The sequence below is a fragment of the Rhizobium sp. S96 genome, from assembly GCF_030382195.1.
In the GTDB taxonomy this organism is placed as follows: domain Bacteria; phylum Pseudomonadota; class Alphaproteobacteria; order Rhizobiales; family Rhizobiaceae; genus Rhizobium.
Genome location: NZ_JAUDRY010000008.1, coordinates 156,886 through 174,786 on the forward strand (window position 1 = coordinate 156,886; position 17,901 = coordinate 174,786).

A 17,901-nucleotide genomic window follows, 5' to 3' on the forward strand; every position below is an offset into this window, starting at 1 on the left:
GCAGTGTCGAATTCCGCGCCCGCAACAATCGAAGACGTCGCCAGAATCGCCGAGGTTTCCATCGCGACGGTATCGCGGGCAATCCACACGCCGGAGAAGGTCGCGAACTCGACTCGGCTGAAGGTCAACCAGGCGATCGCCATCACAGGATACACGACGAATGCCATGGCGCGCAGCCTGCGACTTGGCCGTTCGAACATGATTCTAGTGGTGGCACCCGACATCGGCGACCCCAATTTTTCCAACATTCTGGTCGGCCTAGAGAACGAAGCCCGCGCCCATGGCTACGGCATTCTGATCGGCCATACGCAGAACGATGCCCAGCGCGGCCTCGAATATCTCAAATTCCTGAATTCGAACCAGGCGGCGGGACTGATTCTCTTCACCGGCATCCTGCCCTTCGGCCACCAGACGATGACGGCGAGACTGCCGCCAAGCGTCGGTGTGTTCGAGCCGGTCTTCAACGGCGGCATTCCCTATGTCGGCGTCGACGATACCGAAGGCGCGCGCAAGGCCGTGGACCTGCTGCTTGCCGAAGGCCACCGCAAGATCGCCTTCATCGGCGATAGCAGAACCCGACTTGCCTATTCCCGGCGCCGACAGGGCTATGACGAGGGGCTCGATGCGGCCGGCGTTGCCCCGGATCAGCGCATCGTGCTCGAGGGCGACGGCACGCTTGAAAGCGGACGCCATGCCGTCGAACAGCTTTTCATGCGCGATACGCTGCCGACCGCATTCATGTGCGTCAACGACCAGACCGCCATCGGCGTCATGATCGGCCTCGGCGCCCGCGGCTATGACATTCCCCGCGACTTCTCCGTCACCGGCTTCGACGACGTGCCGCAAGCCGTCTTCATGTCGCCACCGCTGACGACGATCCGCCAGCCCCGGACAGCCATCGGCAAACAGGCGATGGCCCTGCTGCTGGAACTCCTGTCGGACGGACGGCCAACAGAGACCGAAATCCTGCTGCGCCCGGATCTCGTGGTCCGCAACTCCGTTTCGGCGCCGTCGCGCAAATGGACGAAGCGTTGAGTTCTGACGCCATGGCCCAACCGCAATCGGAGGGGCGGGATTTGAAGATACACCCGGCATCGCCTGGAGAGCGCTCGTGCGGCAATTGTACCCTGTGTTGCCGGCTGCCGGATATCGACGAACTGTCGAAGCCGGCAAACACGTGGTGTGTAAACTGCGTCGCCGGACATGGATGCGCGATCTACGACGACCGGCCGAAGCTTTGCCGGGATTTCCTTTGCCTCTGGATGACGGACGCCAGCCTTGGCCCTGAATGGGAGCCGTCAACGGCAAACATGATGGTGTATGGCCAAGGCCAGCAGACGACCATTCTCGTCGACCCCGCTCACCCCTCGGCATGGAAAGAGGAACCATATCAGGCGCAGCTCCGCCAATGGGCAATCGATGCCGAACAGCGCGGTGGCTACGTCATCGTCTTCGTCGGTGATGACGTTTTCAAGATCGACCCAGCAAGATCAGCCGCCGCATCTTGATTGCGGTACGCGCCGACGTTTGACATCGGACGCCGCGACAGCAATCAATACGCGAAAAGCGTTGGAGATCTGCACTGTGTGGGAATTGACCCAAAATCTGGCCGGCGTGCTTCTGATTGCTCCCCGGCTGCTGGTTGCTGTCGTGCTCGGCTCGCTGGTCGGCATCGAGCGCCAATGGCGGCAACGGCATACGGGACTGACGACGCATGCGCTCGTCGCCCTGGGTGCAGCCATCTACACCTCGTTGCCTGCCCTGCTGCACGACATCCCTGACGTCAGAATGGGCGGACAGGTCGTCACCGGCATCGGCTTTCTCGGAGCCGGCCTGATCATGCGGGATGGGACCAATGTGCGCGGGTTGAGCACCGCGGCAACGGTGTGGGCGACCGGCGCCATCGGCGTGCTCGCCGGCTACGCCATGCTGCTTGAAGCGATCGAGGCGACGATCCTGATCATTGCGATCAACATCGGCCTCCCCCGTCTGGCCGTCTATATCAGCGCACTGGCGCCGTCCCATGAGGCGATCGAGCGCTTCTACGTCATCGAACTGAAGTGCGCCGCCCATGACGAAGCCAAGGTACGCACGCAGCTTCTGCAGGCGCTGACCGCCAGTAAGCTTCGCCTTCATTCCATGGAAAGCCATGCGGTCGAGGATGCCAGCACCGCCGAGGTGAAGGCCGTGGTCTTCAGCGTGCGCGAAGAGGACAAGCTGATCGAGCAGGCGATCGGCCAGCTCAGCCTCGCGCCGCACGTCTTCTCCAGCAGCTGGACCTCCACCGGCCCGCCGGAATAATGGCCGACCTCCGGTGTTGCCCGACACCATTGCGGCGGTCATGATGGCGGCGATTCCATATCGGATAATGCGGGTTGGTTGATGCGTATCTTTCTCGTTCGCCACGGCGAATCCCTCGGCAACCTCAACGAACAGGCGTACGGCCAATTCGGCGACCACAATGTTCCCTTGAGCCAATGGGGCCATCGTCAGGCGCTGGACGCCGGCCGTGCCATCGCCTCGCATCTGGCCGCAGCACGAGACATCGGCTCCGTGAGGTTGAGCATCTGGTATTCGCCCTTTCTGCGCACCCGACAAAGCAAGGACGCGCTTCTCAAAGCACTCCCGGCCGAATTCGTGGGCGATGTCAGGGAAGACTACCTGCTGCGGGAACAGGATTTCGGCCTGTTCACCGAAATCTATGACCATGCCGAGCAGAAACAGAAATTTCCCGATGAATTCGAGAAATGGGCAAGGCTGCGCAACAATAGCGGCAAATTCTACGCCCGACCGCCGGATGGCGAGAGCCGTGCCGATGTGGCGCAACGCGTTCGCCTGTTCCTGCAAACGCTCGCGCAGGACATCGATTTCGGCAACGACAACATCGTCATCGTCGGCCACGGCGTGACCAACAGGGCGTTCGAAATGAACTTCCTGCATCGATCCGTCGACTGGTTTGAACGCTCCGACAACCCGGCCAATGCCGACGTCACTCTCATCGAAGGCACGCGAACGGACGGCTTTACCTCAACACTTCTCCACCACGCCGCCGATCGCCAGCCGGAGCAGGAAGCCGAATTGCGGGACGCGTATGGGGCGGAGGTGATCTTGACCACCCCGCCTCGACGCTGACGCGACCAACAAAAAAGGCCGGGAAACCTTCGCTCCCCGGCCCTCTCCTCCACAATCAACCGCCGATCAGACGTAACGGTTGACGATGTTTTCGAGCAGTTCCTGCTTGCCGGACTTCGGCTGCGGGTTGATGTCCTTTGCTTCGACCCACTCGGCGATCTGCTCGAGCGAGTATTCGCCGCGGGCGAGCTTCTGGCCTTCGGCCGAATCCCAGCCGGCGTAGCGGGCGTCGAGCGGGCCGGACAGAGCCTTGTCCTCGATCATCTTGGCGGCAGCCTTGAGACCGCGGGCGCAGGCATCCATGCCGCCGATATGGCCGATCAGCAGATCTTCCGCGTCGAGCGACTGGCGGCGCAGCTTGGCGTCGAAGTTGGTGCCACCGGTGGTGAAGCCGCCGCCCTGCAGAACCTGATAGTAGGCGAGTGCCATTTCAGGAACGTTGTTCGGGAACTGGTCGGTATCCCAGCCGGACTGGTAATCGTTGCGGTTCATGTCGATCGAGCCGAAAATGCCGAGCGCGTTGGCAAGTGCCAGTTCGTGCTCGAAGGAGTGGCCGGCGAGGATCGCATGGCCCTGCTCGATGTTGACCTTCACTTCGTTTTCGAGGCCGTGGTTCTTCAGGAAGCCGTAGACTGTCGCGACGTCATAGTCGTACTGGTGCTTGGTCGGCTCTTGCGGCTTCGGCTCGATCAGGATCGTGCCCTTGAAACCGATCTTGTGCTTGTACTCGACGACGAGGTTGAGGAAGCGGCCGAGATGGTCGAGTTCCTTCTTGAGGTCGGTGTTGAGCAGGGTTTCATAGCCTTCGCGGCCGCCCCAGAGAACGTAGTTGGCGCCGCCGAGCTTCATGGTGGCGTCCATGCAGGTCTTAACCGTCGCCGCGGAGTAAGCGAATACATCCGGATCCGGATTAGTGGCGGCACCCGACATGAAGCGGCGGTTCGAGAACAGGTTAGCCGTGCCCCAGAGCAGCTTGGTTCCGGTCGCGGCCTGCTTTTCAGCGAAGTAGTCGACGATCTCGTTCAGGTTCTTGGTGTTCTCGGCGAAGTTCTTGCCTTCCGGACGCACATCGGCGTCGTGGAAGCAGTAGAACGGTGCGTCGAGGATCTGGAAGAGTTCGAACGCGACGTCGGCCTTCAGCTTGGCAGCCTTCATCGAGTCTTCGAACCAGGGGCGCAGGAAGGTGCGTCCGCCGAAGGGGTCGCCCCCCTCCCAGGCAAACGTGTGCCAGTAGGCGACGGCAAAGCGCAGATGGTCTTCCAGGCGCTTGCCGAGAACGACTTCGTCCTTGTTGTAGTGGCGGAAGGCGAGCGGATTGGTGCTCTCAGGGCCCTCATACTTGATCTTCTGGATGTCGCCGAAGAATCCGGTGCTCATGTGTGTTTCCTCCTATGGAACGAATGCAACTGTCAAAGTTCCCCTATGCCTGCCGGCATCTCCCCCACAAGGGAGGAGAAGGCTGGTGGTCCGCCTCTCGTCTCGAAAGGTCGGCCCTGGGGCAAGAAGCCCCTCCCCCTTGTGGGGAGGGGTTGGGGAGGGGTCTTCCGACACCTCCCGGTATTTAAGTCTCAGTGCTGCAGCGATTTGATCGCCGGGTAGAGAGCGCGATAGCGCTTGTAGGCATCCTCGTAGGCGCCGGAGAGCGCCGCGACAGGTTCGATCGTGCCCGCCGTCTTCGGCGGCGTGCAGACGGCAACCGGATCAGCACCGGTGGCGGCGATCAGGCCGAGGCGCGCTGCGCCGAATGCCGCGCCGAAGTCGCCATCGGCGGGCAGGTCGACGGGAACACCCAGCGCCGTTGCGATCGAGGCCAGCCAGTAGCGCGAGCGCGAGCCGCCGCCGATCGCCGTGACGCGGGAAATATCCGTGCCCGCAGAGCGCAGCGCTTCGAGATTGTCGCGAATGGCGAAGGACACGCCTTCGAGAACCGCCTGGGTCAGCACCACACGGCTGCTCTCATGCTCGAGGCCGATGAACGCGCCGCGGATGACGGCATCGTTATGCGGCGTGCGCTCGCCGGAGAGATAAGGAAGGAAGGTGACGCCTGACGGAGCCTTCAGCGTTTCGCCGAGTTCAGTCGTCAGATCGGCAGCCGACTTTCCAGTCACGCTGGAATGCCAGTTCAGTGCGTCCGTAGCCGAGAGGATGACACCCATCTGATGCCAAGTGTTGGGCAGCGCGTGGCAAAAGGCGTGTACGGCGCTTTCCGGCTTCGGCAGATAGGCAGCATTGGCCGCAAAGAGAACGCCCGAGGTGCCGAGCGACACGAAGGCCGCGCCATCGCTGACCGTGCCCATGCCGCAAGCCGAAGCCGCGTTGTCGCCAGCGCCGCCGGCAACGACGACGCTGCCAGACATGCCCCACTGACCGGTCAGCTCGCCACGCAGCTTGCCGCCCTGCTCCGTGCCTTCGATCAGGTGCGGCATCTGCTTTTCATCGAGACCGGTCGCAGCAAGCAGCTCCGAAGACCATTTGCGCTTGCCGGTATCGAGCCAGGAGGTGCCGGCGGAATCCGACATCTCGGAGATGTGTTCGCCGGTCAGCCAGAGGCGCAGGTAGTCCTTCGGCAGCAGCACCTTGGCGACCTTGGCAAAGATCGCAGGTTCATGCTTGGCAACCCAGGCAAGCTTCGGCGCGGTAAAGCCGGGGAAAACGATGTTGCCGGTCAGCTTGCGGAAGCGCGGATCGGAATCCAGGGCAGCCGCTTCGACATAGGAGCGCGTATCGTTCCAGAGAATGCAGGGGCGCAGCACCTTGTCGTCGGCATCAAGCAGGGTCGCGCCATGCATCTGGCCGGAGAGGCCAATGCCCTTCACCGCGGCGAGCTCCTTCGGGTGTTTTGCCTTCAGCCCGGCAACCGCCTCTTCCGTTGCACGGATCCAGTGCGAAGGCTCCTGCTCCGACCAGCCGGAATGCGGGCGCGAGACGTCGAGCGAACCATTTGCCGAGCCGATGATCTTCTGATCGCCGTCGATCAGCATGGCTTTGACGCCGGAGGTTCCGAGATCGAGACCCAGATACATGTGTTTCTCCCTTTGCCGTTACGGCAGATTGTCTTTTAGGAATATGTCGAGACGGATGCGTTCCTGCGCCTCGATGACGGCAAGCCCGTCCGCCTTCGCCTTGAGGACGCGGATGGCGCTGCGCACCTCGTGGCCCGCATCCTGGTTCAGGATTGCGTCAATGGTTCCGTCGAGCAGCGCAGCGCGCGTATGGGTCGTCAGCTCATGGGCGATGACCGTCAGCGACCGATCCACCGCCTTTTCCTTCAACGCCCGGATCAGACCGCGATTACCGGCACCGAGGCTGTAAACCCCGATGATGTCGCTTTTTTTCGACAGTGCGTCCGCAACCAGCATATGCGCCATCTCGGGATCGTCGCGGCCTTCGATGACAGGCAGGATGGAAAGCGATGGAAACTCCGCCGCGATGACGGCCGCAAAACCCTCGAGGCGCTCACGGTGGTCGCGCACCAGCATCGAGCCCGCCAGCACGGCGATCTCGCCAGCGGCACCACCGAGAAAACGCCCGAGTAGCCGAGCAGCCGTACGCCCGGCCGCGATGTTGTCGACGCCGGCATAGTGGTGGCGCTGCGAACCGGTGAGATCGGAAACGAGCGTCACGACAGGAATGCCATCCTGCACCAGACGGTCGACGGCATCGCGCACCTCCGGCGCATCGGTCGCAACCAGCGCGATCCCCGAAGGCCGCTCCTCGCCAAGCTCATTGAGGATCTGCACCAGCGCGCCCGGATCGAACGCCGGCACTTCGATGGTCCGGATATTCGTTCGCTCCACCGACGAGCGCGCAACGGCGGCACGTACCTCGTCGTTCAGCCCATGCATGAAGGAATTGTCGCTGGCGGGCAGGATGAAGACGAATGAGTAGGTACGGCCCTTCGCGAGGTTGGCGGCAGCGACATCTCTGATGTAGCCGATCTCGCGGATCGCGTTCTCGACCTTCTCCCGCGTCACCTTGCGCACACCAGGACGCTGGTTCAGCACCCGGTCTACGGTCGCAAGGCTGACGCCCGCGGCAGCGGCAATATCGTGAACTGTGGGCCTCATCACTCCTCCTGACGAGACCTTTAGCTCCAAATTTGATGTACGTAAATCAAAATTTGCAAGCACGCTTCGTTATCGAATATCCGCCGGCAATTTTTCAACGAATGAAGCGCGATTTCCAGTGGAGAGAAAGGCCAGAAACAACAACGCCGGCCTGGTGTCCCGGGCCGGCGTTGCGAAAGTAATTATCGGATCATCAGTGGCCTCCGCCACCCCCGCCGCCGCCTTGCGGCGCCGGCTTATCGATCAGCACGATGCCGACGATCATGGCGACGAAGAGCACGGTCAGCAGCATGAAGATGTCGGCAAACGACAGCACCATGGCCTGCTTCGTGACCATGCCGACCATCTGCTTGATCGCGACGGCCGCACCGTCCATGCCATAGGTATCAAACTTCGACGTCATGTTCTTGATCTGGTCGGTGACGATCGGATTGCCCCAATCGAGACCTTCCCGAATACGCTGGTAGTGTACGTCCTGACGGTTTGTCAGCAGCGTGTTGATGACCGCCAGACCCACCGCCCCGCCGAGGTTACGGGTAAGGTTGAAAAGACCCGAAGCGCCGCGCATGCGCGAAGGCGGCATGGTTCCAAGCGCGATATTGTTGATCGGCACCATGCACATCATCAGACCGAAGCCGCGCAGGATCTGCGGAATGAAGAGTTCGTAGAAGTCCCAATCCGTCGTCACGCCGGTCATGATGTAAGTGCCTGCGGCGAAGCTCATGAAGCCAAGCGCCATCATCAGCCGCAGGTCCATCTTCGCCGAAAGCTTGCCGGCGATCGGCGCGGTGAAGAACATCGCAAGACCGGACACGAACATCGTTTCCCCGATCATCAGCGAATCGTACCCCCGGATGCGACCGAGATAGAGTGGATAGATGTAGGTCAGGCCATACAGACCGATACCCATGACGAAGGAAAACAGCGAGCCGACGGCGAAGTTCCGGTTGCTGAATGCCCTGAGATCAACGACGGGGAAATCGACCTTGAACGCACGGTAGAAGAACACCACGCAGCCGATGGCCGAAGCCACGGCACCGATCACGATGTTCTGGTCGTTGAACCAGTCGTTCGAATTGCCTTCTTCCAGCACGTACTCAAGCGCGCCGAGGAAAACGCCCATCGAGAGCAGGCCCCACCAGTCGAACTTCTTGATCAACGCAAATTCAGGCTTGTCGAAATCGATGAAATTCCAGGTGACGATCGTGACGATGATACCCGGGATGATGTTGACCAGGAACAGCCAATGCCAGGAGAAGGCATGGCTGAGATAGCCGCCGACCGTCGGGCCGATGGTGGGCGCCAGCGTCGCGATCAGGCCGATGATCGGCGAAACGATGCTGCGCTTGGACGGTGGGAAGATGGTGAAGGCTGCGGCAAACACCGAGGGGATCATACCGCCGCCGATAAAGCCCTGAATGGCGCGGTAGACGATCATCTGGTCGATATTCGTCGCCGTCGCGCAAAGCGCGCTTGCCAGCGTGAAGCCGGCGGCTGAGGCCGCGAACAGATATCGCGTCGAGACAATGCGCGCCAGCGTGCCGGACAGCGGAATCATGATGACTTCCGCGATCAGGTAGGAGGTCTGCACCCAGCCGATCTCGTCCGTACCGGCGCTCAGACCAGCCTGGATTTCCGCCAGCGAAGCCGACACGATCTGAATGTCGAGGATCGACATGAACATCCCAAGCACCATCGCGAAGAACGCGATGAGCTTGCGTGGATCCATGTGGTCCGTTGCGGCCGGGGTGGCCGGAACGGTTCCAACTGTTGCGCTCGCGGCCATGGGCCTACCTCGTCAGACGATATTACTTGGCGGCTTCCGGTGCCGTGCGCGTGTCGACGTCGACGACGACGCTGAGACCGGCGCGCAGGCGGCCGCTGTCGAGCGCGTCCTGCGGAAGCGCAATGCGAACCGGAACGCGCTGGATGATCTTCGTGAAGTTGCCGGTCGCGTTCTCTGGCGGCAGCAGCGAGAAGACCGAGCCGGAGGCCGGCGAAATCGATTCGACGGTACCGACGATCGGGTGATCGTCATAGGCGTCGACATGGACGTTCACCTTCGAACCAGGAACCAGATGCTGGATCTGCGTTTCCTTGAAGTTTGCGTCGATGTAGAGCTGGCGCACCGGAACCAGTGCCATCAGGCGCTGCCCGGGCGATACCAGATCGCCTTCCTGAACCGAGCGGTTACCGACGACACCGTCATAGGGCGCCTTCAGAACGGTAAACGACAGGTCGCGGGCTGCCTTGTCACGGGCAAGCTCGAGCTGGCGGATCGTGCCTTCGGCTTCGCGACGCTGCGCCTGCAGCAATGTAACGTTTGCCTCGGCAGACGCAATCGCCGCGTCACCACCAACGAGGTTGGCTTTCGCCTGGTCGAGCGCGATATTGGCGGTATCGAGAGAGGCCGTGGTACCGACAGACTTGGCCTGCAGGTCGCTCGCGCGTGTCTGGGTGATCTGGGCACCGCGAACGGTGGCTTCCAGGGCAACCTTCTGTGCCTTCGCCTGATCGAGGCTTGCCTCGCCGCCGGCGATCTGCGCGTCGATGCGCTGCAGCGACAGCTTTTCGGTATCAAGCGAGGCTTCCGCCTGATCGAGCGCAATCTTGTAGTCGCCATCGTCGAGCGTGGCGAGAACGTCGCCGGCCTTGACCTGCTGGTTGGCAACCGCGTTCACCTTGGCAACGTAACCGGTGACCTTGGGAGAGATCGTCGCGATATCGCCTTCGATATAGGCGTCGTCGGTCGAAACCATGAAGCGGCCGGTGGTCCACCAGTCGTAGCCATACCAGGCGGCGCCTGCCAGAAGGGCAAGACCCACGATCGGCAGGACAAGGCTGCGCTTTTTCTTCTTTTCACCGGGTGCTGCCTGCACGTCGGCAGGGGTCTGCGGCGTGCGCGGAGCCTCTGCTGTGGTGACTACTGCTTCCTCAGCCCGAGCCTCGCTATCAGCGGTTTCGCTAACGATGCGGGCGACATTGGCTTTTTGGCTGGACGACATGGGCGACTACCGGTAAATCGAGTGAAACTAATCGAACTGAACGGTTCGGTTCAGTTGACATAGAACCTTTTTACGTTCATATCAAGATGTATCGAACCACCGGGTTCGATTTTGTTAACGAAACATTCGCAATTGCGAACATGGTTAAGGAGCTATGACAGAGCTTTCCGACACGCACGTAGAAGAGTCTCCCTCGACCGGCGGCAGATGGGCCGCGGGTGAAGACCCTGCGAAGCGCAGGCAGATTCTCGACGGCGCTCGCCGCGTCTTCATGAAACTCGGCTTCGACGCCGCGAGCATGAACGATGTAACGCGCGAAGCCGGAGTGTCAAAGGGTACGCTCTACGTCTACTTCGCCAACAAGGAAGAACTCTTCACCGCAATGATGGAAACCGAACGCGCGGCCTTCGTCGCCAGCGTTCGCAACACATTGAAGGAAACGAGCGATCCTGCCACCGCGCTTCATAATTTCGGCATTACCTTCGTCGCGCATCTGACCGACGAAAAGGTCATAAACGCGATGCGCACCGTGATCGGCGTGCGCGACCGCATGCCACACCTCTGTCAACGCTTCTTCACCGGACCGGAGAACATTCGGACCGTGTTGAAGGATTTCCTGACATCGCAGGTTCAGGCCGGTCGGTTCGAAATCGACGATATCGATCTTGCCGCGCGCCAGTTCCTGGAACTCTGCGGCGGCAGTTTCTTCAAGCTGCGTCTGTTCGGCGATATGGACGTGCCGCCCCCGCAGCATGAGATGGATCATGTCGTCACCGGCGCCATACGCGTTTTCACCGCCGCCTACGCTGTGAAACAGCAGGGCTGACCGCCCGTTGATATCTTCGCGGGTCTATTCGAAAATCCCGCAATAGCGATCAAACCCGGTTGGCGGCTATTCCTTATGAAGGAGGCCGCAACCAAGGGAATGACAATGAGCGCTATCGGCAGGGCAATCTGGTTTATCGAAAGCCACTTCGGCGACGATATCTCGCTGGAAGAGATATCCGACGTGGCCGGGCTTTCGCGCTACCACCTGTCGCGGGTTTTCGGCCTTGTGACCGGCCACTCGATCAGTGGCTATATCCGTGCCCGGCGGCTGAGCCTCGCGGCGCTTGCCCTGATCAGACATTCATCGAGCATCCTCGAAGTTGCCCTCGACGCGGGCTACGGCTCGCACGAGGCTTTCACCCGTGCCTTTCGTGAGCAGTTCGGCATCACGCCCGATGCTGTGCGCAAGCAGGGGCACACACGCAACCTCATGTTACTGGAGCCGATCAGAATGGACCCCGCCCGCTTTACCGATCTCGAACCACCCCGCTTCGAAACGCTGCCTTCGATGCTTTTCGCCGGCCTGCAGGAAATTTATCCCTACGGCGGCAACGCCGCGATACCATCGCTTTGGCAGAAGTTCAACACCTATGAAGGCAGCATTTCCGGCCAGCGCGGCACAGCCGCCTATGGCATATGCACCCACATAGCTGGCGAAACCGAGAAGTTCCGTTACATGGCTGCCGTGGCCGTCGACAACGGCAGCGATCTGCCGGAGGGCTTTGCGACCCTGAAGATCCCGTCGCAGCGCTACGCGGTCTTCGCCCATCGCGGCCACGTTTCCGGTATCCCGGCGACGATGCACCAAATCTTCGGAACCTGGTTGCCCGTCTCCGGTATCGAATTCGCGGACATGCCCGACATGTTCGAACGCTACGACGAGCGCTTCGATCCCTATACCGGCATGGGCCTCACGGAAATCTGGATCCCTGTCAGGGAATAAAGACCGGCTTGCTTTCGTATATCCCCTTGCGCCCTTGCCAAGGCAGGCGGCGTCTTTACATTGCGAGCGTCCGTTCATGTGGCGCAAGGGGAAACATACGCCGATGCAAGACATCATGCTGCTCGTTCAGGACCCCGCCGCCTGGGTGGCGCTCATCACCCTGGTGGTGATGGAAGTGGTCCTCGGGATCGACAACCTCATCTTCATTTCCATTCTCACCAACAAGCTCCCGCCGGAGCACCGCGAAAAGGCCCGCCGGATCGGCATCGGCCTTGCGCTCATCATGCGCCTGGCGCTGCTCGGAACGGTTGCCTGGATCGTCAAGCTGACGACGCCGGTCTTCGAGCTCTTCGATCACGGCTTCTCGTGGAAGGACATCATTCTCATCGCCGGTGGTCTCTTCCTCCTGTGGAAGGCGACCAAGGAAATCCACCACAATGTTGACCCGGCAGACCAAGAAGAGGACTTCATTGCGACCTCGGCAACGGCCGGCTTTACCGCCGCAATCGGCCAGATCCTGCTGCTCGATCTGGTTTTCTCGGTCGACAGCATCATCACTGCCGTCGGCATGACGCCGCATCTGCCGATCATGATCATCGCCGTCATTGCGGCCGTCACTGTCATGCTGGTGGCAGCAACGCCGCTCGCCAACTTCATCGAAAGGAACCCTTCGATCGTCATGCTGGCGCTCGCCTTCCTGATGATGATCGGGACGACGCTGATCGCCGAAGGCATGGGCTTCCATGTGCCGAAGGGCTACGTCTACGCCGCCATGGCCTTCTCGGCGCTCGTCGAGCTTCTCAACATGCTCGCCCGCAACGCGCGGAAACGAAAGAAGGCAGCCGCGGGCGGGCACTGATGCAGCAACGCCCGGCGTCGCCAGGATGCCGGGCGCCATGACCAATGGCTCAGAGATCGAGCCGCATGCGCAGGCAGACCCCGGTGGAATCTTCTGCCGCCGCGCGCTGGCCGAAGTCCCGGAACCCCGCTTGCTCATAGAGCCGGCGCGCTGCGGTGTTGGAACCATAGACCCAGAGCGATAGCCACGGCGCGCCCTGCGATCGTGCGAAATCCGCGATCTGCCTGATCACTTCCCGGCACCCTGCCCGCGCAATCTCGGCGCCACGGCAAAGCGCCGGAGATGCAGGACGTTTTCGTCGAGCGTTTTCAGACCATAGATGGCGACGATATCGCCCGCACGATCGACGCCGACGAAATAGGAGCCATCCACGATCTCCTTTTCGAGCCACTCCGCGGTGAGCGGGTTCGGAACCTCTGGACCGCCCCAGCGTGTCGCATCGTCGTGGTTGGCAAACCATCCCGCAACGATCGCGGCGTCACTCCCAACGGCGCGACGATGGCCGATGTTCTCGATGCCGGATGCGGGCTGTTCCATTCGTCTTCGTCCATGTGGGAGGACAAGCTACTAAAGCATGTCCCCGAGGCTCCAGTGATTGCCCCAGCGAGCGTCGATCTCGTCGTCGACGTTCTGGTAGCGGATATCCGTCGATAGCCTGATTCGGTTGGCGGCGCTCTGGTTCGCCGTCGAGGCGTGGATCATGTAGGGACTGTGCAGCACGACGTCGCCCGCCTCGTAGTCGGCAACGAGCCACCGCGTATCGAAGCGTTCGGCCATCTCCGGCAGGTCCTTGGATACCCAGCCGCCCGCCGTCATGTTCCGGTTGAACGCACTGATCCTTTCTTCCGGCGAGAGCTCCTTGCTCTTCTCGTGAAACTCGCCCTCCATGCGCGTACCGATCGCATGCGACCCCTCGAGATAGACCAGCCCTCCCATCTCGACAGGCGTATCGCCAAGCGGGATCCACGCCGTCACGATCCGGCTGGTGCCACCGCGCAGATAGACGAGATCGTAGTGCGCGGGCGTCACCACCGGCGTTCCCGGGCGGGTGAACCGCATGATCTTGCGCTTGTGCAGGTAGGAGATACCCGACAGGAACTGATCCATGAAATCCGCCAGGCGTGGCTGCGCACAAAAGCCTTCGAAAACGACCGAGCGCACCAGCGACATCAATATCCGGTCGGCCAAATGCTTCTCCGGCTCCCCGCTGGCGGCCAAGCCCAACACCGGGTCAGACCCGGCTTCGGTCAGCCCGGATTTTTCCAGATGCGAGAACACCCAGCCGCGAAACGCCAGCACGTCATCCCGCTTCAGAAACCCTTTCAGCCACACATACCCGTGCTGATCGTAGCGCTCCCGGATTGCCTGCAGCCCGATCGCCGGATCGGTCGGCATCAGCCTGCCCATCCGGTTCGGCGCCGTCGACAGCCGCTTGCCCTCGGCAAACAGCTCAAGCGCAGCCTCGTTCGTGGATTGAAGCGCAAGACTTGACATTTCGATCGCCTCCCAAGCGAATGCAATATCGAATTCTCACTCGGAAACATGACAAAAGCCATGGACGGAAAAACATGCTGGACTTTTCGCTCATGAACGACGCAGCCATCGCGCTCTATCGCTCGCCGCCGGCCGGTGCAGCGAGCCTTGCCGTGACCGGCTTCGGACGCCAGCGCGTCGCGACCCGAATAGATAACCGCCGACTACCGACGCATGCCGTGGTGCTGGTGGAAAAGGGAAGCGGCATGTTGCGGACGGAGATCGCCGGCACAGTGGAGGTTACCGGCCCGGCGCTTTTCTGGCTTCCCGCCGGAACACCGCATGGCTATGGGCCCCATCCGGGAGAAAGCTGGCAGGAGCGTTGGGCATTGTTCACCGGCACCTTCGCCGACGAGTGGATCCGCCAGCGCCTGATCGACGAGGCTGCGCCCTTGGTGCCACTCGAAAACCTGCGCGAGATGCAGCATCTCTTCGCCAGCCTTCATACCGAATTCGCCGAAGACAATTCGCTGGGCCTTGCCGCATCGGCGGCGACCTTGCACCGGATCGTCGTGGAAACCGCCCGGCAGGCAGCCCGCGTGGCAGAAACCAGGAAGACAGATGCGGTCATCGAGGAGGTGATGGAGGCGCTGCAGCAGCGGGCATTCCACCCGGTCGACATGGCAGCACTCGCCAGGGAATTCGGCCTCTCACCGGCGACCCTGCGCCGCCGCTTCGCTGCGGCAACAGGTCTGTCACCCAAGGCCTTTCAGCTGCGTCTGCGCATCGACCACGCCAAGCAGCTGCTGACAACATCGGCCCTGACAATCGACGCGATCTCGCTTGCCACCGGCATCGACGACGCCTTCTACTTTTCCCGGTTGTTCCAGGATCGCGAACGGTGCTCGCCGAGCGAATTTCGCCGCCGGCACCGCCGCGCCTAATCGGATCAGCCGGCCGCCAGTTCCTTGTCGATCGCCTGCAGCAGCCGCTGGTCGTCGGCCGTAACATCGGGCGCGAAACGGGCGACGACCTTGCCGTCGCGGCCGACGAGGAACTTCTCGAAGTTCCACAGCACGCCCTTGTCGCCTTCGGTCGCGAGGCCGCGATCCACCAGCTTCTCGCGCATCGGTCCTTCGCCCGTGGTCGGCAGGCCCATGCCCGTCAACAGCTTGTAGAGCGGATGCTGGTCGTCGCCCTTGACCGAGATCTTCGAGAAGATCGGGAATTTCACGTCATAGGTCAGCGTGCAGAACTCGACGATCTCGGCGTCCGTGCCCGGCTCCTGCCCCTTGAAATTGTTCGCCGGAAAGGCAGCGATCACGAAGCCGCGCTCGCGCTTGTCCTCGTACAGCTTTTCCAGCCCTTCGTACTGCACCGTCAGGCCGCACTTGGACGCGACATTGACGACAAGGACCACCTTGCCGCGATATTCGCTCAGCGTCGTTTCGCGGCCATCGGCAAGCGTCACCGGCACAGACAAAAGATCGGTCATTGAAACTCTCCAACATGAAATTGCGACGGGGAAGCTATACCCACTCATGCGTTTGTCCAGCGGATAGATCAGCGCGCGCCTGCAAAAGTTCGCGAGCGACCGACGATCGGAACTTTGACCGGCCCCCGGCATTGATAAGTGGTTCTTCCGGCACAGTTATCGGGTGAAGAAACGCCTCGCCGCCAGCCCAGATCCTCGGAGCAGCATGACAACCCCGCAGATTCTCGCCTTCAGCGTCATTGGCCTCATGATGGCGGTCTTCATATGGGACCGATTTCGCTACGATCTTGTGGCCTGTTGCGCACTGGTACTGGCGGTTTGCGTGGGCATTGTACCCTTCGACAAGGCATTCTCCGGTTTCAGCGACGATATCGTCATCATCGTCGGCAGTGCGCTCGTGGTCAGCGCTGGCGTTGCCCGTTCCGGCATCGTCGACATGATGATCAAGCGCTTCTTTCCGAACCTCAACACACCGCATACGCAGCTTGCGCTTCTGCTCGTGGTGGTCGCGGTGCTATCCGCTTTCATCAAGAACATCGGCGCGCTGGCGATCATGATCCCGGTCGCCTTCCAGTTTTCGCGCAAGAGCGGCAAGCCGCCATCGCTCTACCTCATGCCGATGAGCTTTGCAGCACTGCTGGGCGGCCTCATGACGCAGATCGGCACATCGCCCAACATCGTGGTTTCGCGTTTGCGTGCCGAAATCACCGGCCAGCCGTTCACGATGTTCGACTTCACCCCTGTCGGTGCCACGCTGGCGCTGGTCGGCGTGGTTTTCCTGATCTTCTTTCATTGGCTCGTGCCCGAGCGCCGAAACGAAAATCCTTCGCTGGAAGAGGCGCTGGATACCAAGGCGTATTTTTCCGAGGCCACGATCGGCGAGGCATCGCCCGCCGAGGGCAAACCGCTCAACGACCTCCTGAAACTTGCCGATGGCGATGCGGTGGCCACCGCCATCCTGCGCGGTCATACCCGGATGTCGCCGTTTCCCGACGTCGTGCTGAAAAGCGGCGACACGGTGCTCCTCGAGGGCAGCCCGGATGCACTCGACCGCATGGTCTCGAACGCCAAGCTCAAACTATCCGGCAAGCCGATCGCCGAACCGACCGAACGCAGCAACCTCATCTCCATCGAGGCGGTCATAACATCGGAATCGCAGCTGATCGGCTGGTCGGCACGGCAGCTGTCGCTGTCCAACCGCCGAAACGTCAATCTCCTCGCCGTCTCCAGGAAGGGGCACCGGCTGAACGAGCGCTTGAGCGAAGTGCGGCTGCGCGCCGGCGACGTGCTGGTGCTGCAGGGCAGCCGCCGCACGCTACCGGCCTTCCTGCAGGAACTTGCCTGCCTTCCGCTGGCTCAGCGCGAGATCATGCTCGGCACGTCACGCCGTGCGTACCTGCCGCTGCTCATCCTGCTTGCGGCAATGGGCGCGACGGCGACCGGCTTCGTGCCCGTCGCTGTCTCCTTCTTCTGCGCGGCCCTCGCAATGGTCGTCTTCCGGGTGATCCCGCTGGTCGATGTGTACAAGGCGCTTGATGCGCCGATCCTGATCATGCTCGCCGCCCTGATCCCGGTATCCGACACCTTGAGAGCAACAGGCGGCAGCGAGCTGATCGCAGGTTGGCTCGGCCATCTCGCCGCCCAGATGCCGCACTACGGCGCGCTGGCACTGATCCTGATAACGGCAATGGCGGTGACGCCCTTCCTCAACAATGCCGCCACCGTGCTGGTCATGGCACCGATCGCGGCGAGCTTTGCCCAGACGCTCGGCTACAAGCCCGACGCGTTCCTGATGGCGGTCGCCATCGGCGCCGGCTGCGATTTCCTCACCCCGATCGGCCACCAGTGCAACACGCTGGTCTTCGGCCCGGGCGGCTACCGCTTCAGCGATTATCCGCGTCTCGGATTGCCGCTGTCCTTCATCATCATTTTCGTCAGCGTGCCGCTGCTGCTCTTTGTCTGGCCCGTCACCTGAGCTGCCTGGGCGGCATTTTCCTTGACGTGTGCAACCGAATATGGCCTTAAAGCCAGCCAAACGGACAATTGGCGGAAGAAGCACCAAAAATGCCCTTTTCCGGCCGGTTTCCTGATCCAGTTAT

Annotated in this window: 18 protein-coding genes; 9 read left to right on the forward strand and 9 right to left on the reverse strand. The window is 61.5% G+C overall.

Annotated elements, in window-relative coordinates; genetic code table 11:
* Positions 1 to 3: 3 nt before the first annotated feature.
* The 4 genes from QTL94_RS10550 (at position 4) to QTL94_RS10565 (ending at position 3,132) form a co-directional block, all read left to right on the forward strand.
* A complete protein-coding gene (locus QTL94_RS10550) occupies positions 4 to 1,035 on the forward strand; it encodes a LacI family DNA-binding transcriptional regulator (RefSeq protein ID WP_065694701.1) in 1,032 nt (343 codons plus the stop codon).
* Between the two features lie 41 nt (positions 1,036 to 1,076).
* Positions 1,077 to 1,508, forward strand: coding sequence for a YkgJ family cysteine cluster protein (locus tag QTL94_RS10555; RefSeq protein WP_289801487.1), 432 nt, complete (start codon positions 1,077 to 1,079; stop codon positions 1,506 to 1,508).
* A gap of 76 nt (positions 1,509 to 1,584) precedes the next feature.
* Positions 1,585 to 2,301: an MgtC/SapB family protein gene (locus QTL94_RS10560; RefSeq protein ID WP_244499587.1), complete on the forward strand. Its 717-nt coding sequence runs from the start codon at positions 1,585 to 1,587 to the stop codon at positions 2,299 to 2,301.
* 81 nt (positions 2,302 to 2,382) lie between these two features.
* Positions 2,383 to 3,132 carry a histidine phosphatase family protein gene (locus tag QTL94_RS10565; protein ID WP_065694699.1) on the forward strand — a complete coding sequence of 250 codons (750 nt, stop codon included), beginning with the start codon at positions 2,383 to 2,385 and terminating at the stop codon, positions 3,130 to 3,132.
* A gap of 66 nt (positions 3,133 to 3,198) precedes the next feature.
* Here the strand turns inward: QTL94_RS10565 and xylA are convergent, their stop codons facing one another.
* The 5 genes from xylA to QTL94_RS10590 all read right to left on the reverse strand — a co-directional run bounded on the left by xylA (position 3,199) and on the right by QTL94_RS10590 (position 10,204).
* Positions 3,199 to 4,509 (reverse strand): xylose isomerase, encoded by a 1,311-nt coding sequence (xylA, locus tag QTL94_RS10570; protein WP_289801488.1) that lies wholly within the window; start codon positions 4,507 to 4,509, stop codon positions 3,199 to 3,201.
* Positions 4,510 to 4,700: 191 nt separating this feature from the next.
* Complete coding sequence (gene xylB, locus QTL94_RS10575) at positions 4,701 to 6,155, reverse strand: xylulokinase (RefSeq protein ID WP_289801489.1); 1,455 nt, start codon at positions 6,153 to 6,155, stop codon at positions 4,701 to 4,703.
* An 18-nt stretch (positions 6,156 to 6,173) separates the two neighbouring features.
* Entirely contained in the window at positions 6,174 to 7,199 is a 1,026-nt protein-coding gene (locus QTL94_RS10580; RefSeq protein ID WP_289801490.1) for a LacI family DNA-binding transcriptional regulator, read from the reverse strand.
* A gap of 193 nt (positions 7,200 to 7,392) precedes the next feature.
* Positions 7,393 to 8,985, reverse strand: coding sequence for a DHA2 family efflux MFS transporter permease subunit (locus QTL94_RS10585; RefSeq protein WP_289801491.1), 1,593 nt, complete (start codon positions 8,983 to 8,985; stop codon positions 7,393 to 7,395).
* 22 nt (positions 8,986 to 9,007) lie between these two features.
* The gene (locus QTL94_RS10590; protein ID WP_113523656.1) at positions 9,008 to 10,204 is read right to left on the reverse strand and encodes an HlyD family secretion protein; all 1,197 of its coding nucleotides are present in this window, start codon (positions 10,202 to 10,204) and stop codon (positions 9,008 to 9,010) included.
* Positions 10,205 to 10,358: 154 nt separating this feature from the next.
* Here QTL94_RS10590 and QTL94_RS10595 point away from each other — a divergent pair, with 154 nt between their 5' ends.
* From QTL94_RS10595 to QTL94_RS10605, 3 genes are all read left to right on the forward strand, one after another.
* Entirely contained in the window at positions 10,359 to 11,030 is a 672-nt protein-coding gene (locus tag QTL94_RS10595) for a TetR/AcrR family transcriptional regulator (protein WP_289801492.1), read from the forward strand.
* Between the two features lie 105 nt (positions 11,031 to 11,135).
* A complete protein-coding gene (locus tag QTL94_RS10600) occupies positions 11,136 to 11,975 on the forward strand; it encodes an AraC family transcriptional regulator (protein ID WP_289801493.1) in 840 nt (279 codons plus the stop codon).
* A gap of 103 nt (positions 11,976 to 12,078) precedes the next feature.
* Positions 12,079 to 12,834, forward strand: coding sequence for a TerC family protein (locus tag QTL94_RS10605; RefSeq protein ID WP_289801494.1), 756 nt, complete (start codon positions 12,079 to 12,081; stop codon positions 12,832 to 12,834).
* A 49-nt stretch (positions 12,835 to 12,883) separates the two neighbouring features.
* On the opposite strand, the gene QTL94_RS10610 is transcribed toward QTL94_RS10605, so the two are convergent.
* The 3 genes from QTL94_RS10610 to QTL94_RS10620 are packed head-to-tail and all read right to left on the reverse strand — an operon-like array spanning position 12,884 to position 14,328.
* Positions 12,884 to 13,066, reverse strand: a complete 183-nt coding sequence (locus QTL94_RS10610) for a GNAT family N-acetyltransferase (RefSeq protein WP_289801495.1) — start codon at positions 13,064 to 13,066, stop codon at positions 12,884 to 12,886.
* Complete coding sequence (locus tag QTL94_RS10615) at positions 13,063 to 13,371, reverse strand: GNAT family N-acetyltransferase (RefSeq protein WP_289801496.1); 309 nt, start codon at positions 13,369 to 13,371, stop codon at positions 13,063 to 13,065. The genes QTL94_RS10610 and QTL94_RS10615 overlap by 4 nt, the downstream gene beginning before the upstream one ends.
* A 30-nt stretch (positions 13,372 to 13,401) precedes the next feature.
* Positions 13,402 to 14,328 carry a phytanoyl-CoA dioxygenase family protein gene (locus QTL94_RS10620; RefSeq protein ID WP_289801497.1) on the reverse strand — a complete coding sequence of 309 codons (927 nt, stop codon included), beginning with the start codon at positions 14,326 to 14,328 and terminating at the stop codon, positions 13,402 to 13,404.
* 92 nt (positions 14,329 to 14,420) lie between these two features.
* Between QTL94_RS10620 and QTL94_RS10625 the strand changes: the two genes are divergently transcribed.
* Positions 14,421 to 15,251: an AraC family transcriptional regulator gene (locus QTL94_RS10625; RefSeq protein WP_289801563.1), complete on the forward strand. Its 831-nt coding sequence runs from the start codon at positions 14,421 to 14,423 to the stop codon at positions 15,249 to 15,251.
* Between the two features lie 5 nt (positions 15,252 to 15,256).
* Here QTL94_RS10625 and QTL94_RS10630 read toward each other — a convergent pair whose 3' ends face one another.
* Positions 15,257 to 15,802 carry a glutathione peroxidase gene (locus QTL94_RS10630; protein WP_289801498.1) on the reverse strand — a complete coding sequence of 182 codons (546 nt, stop codon included), beginning with the start codon at positions 15,800 to 15,802 and terminating at the stop codon, positions 15,257 to 15,259.
* A gap of 205 nt (positions 15,803 to 16,007) precedes the next feature.
* On the opposite strand from QTL94_RS10630, the gene QTL94_RS10635 reads away from it, so the two are divergent.
* A complete protein-coding gene (locus tag QTL94_RS10635; protein ID WP_289801499.1) occupies positions 16,008 to 17,777 on the forward strand; it encodes an SLC13 family permease in 1,770 nt (589 codons plus the stop codon).
* Positions 17,778 to 17,901: the final 124 nt, after the last annotated feature.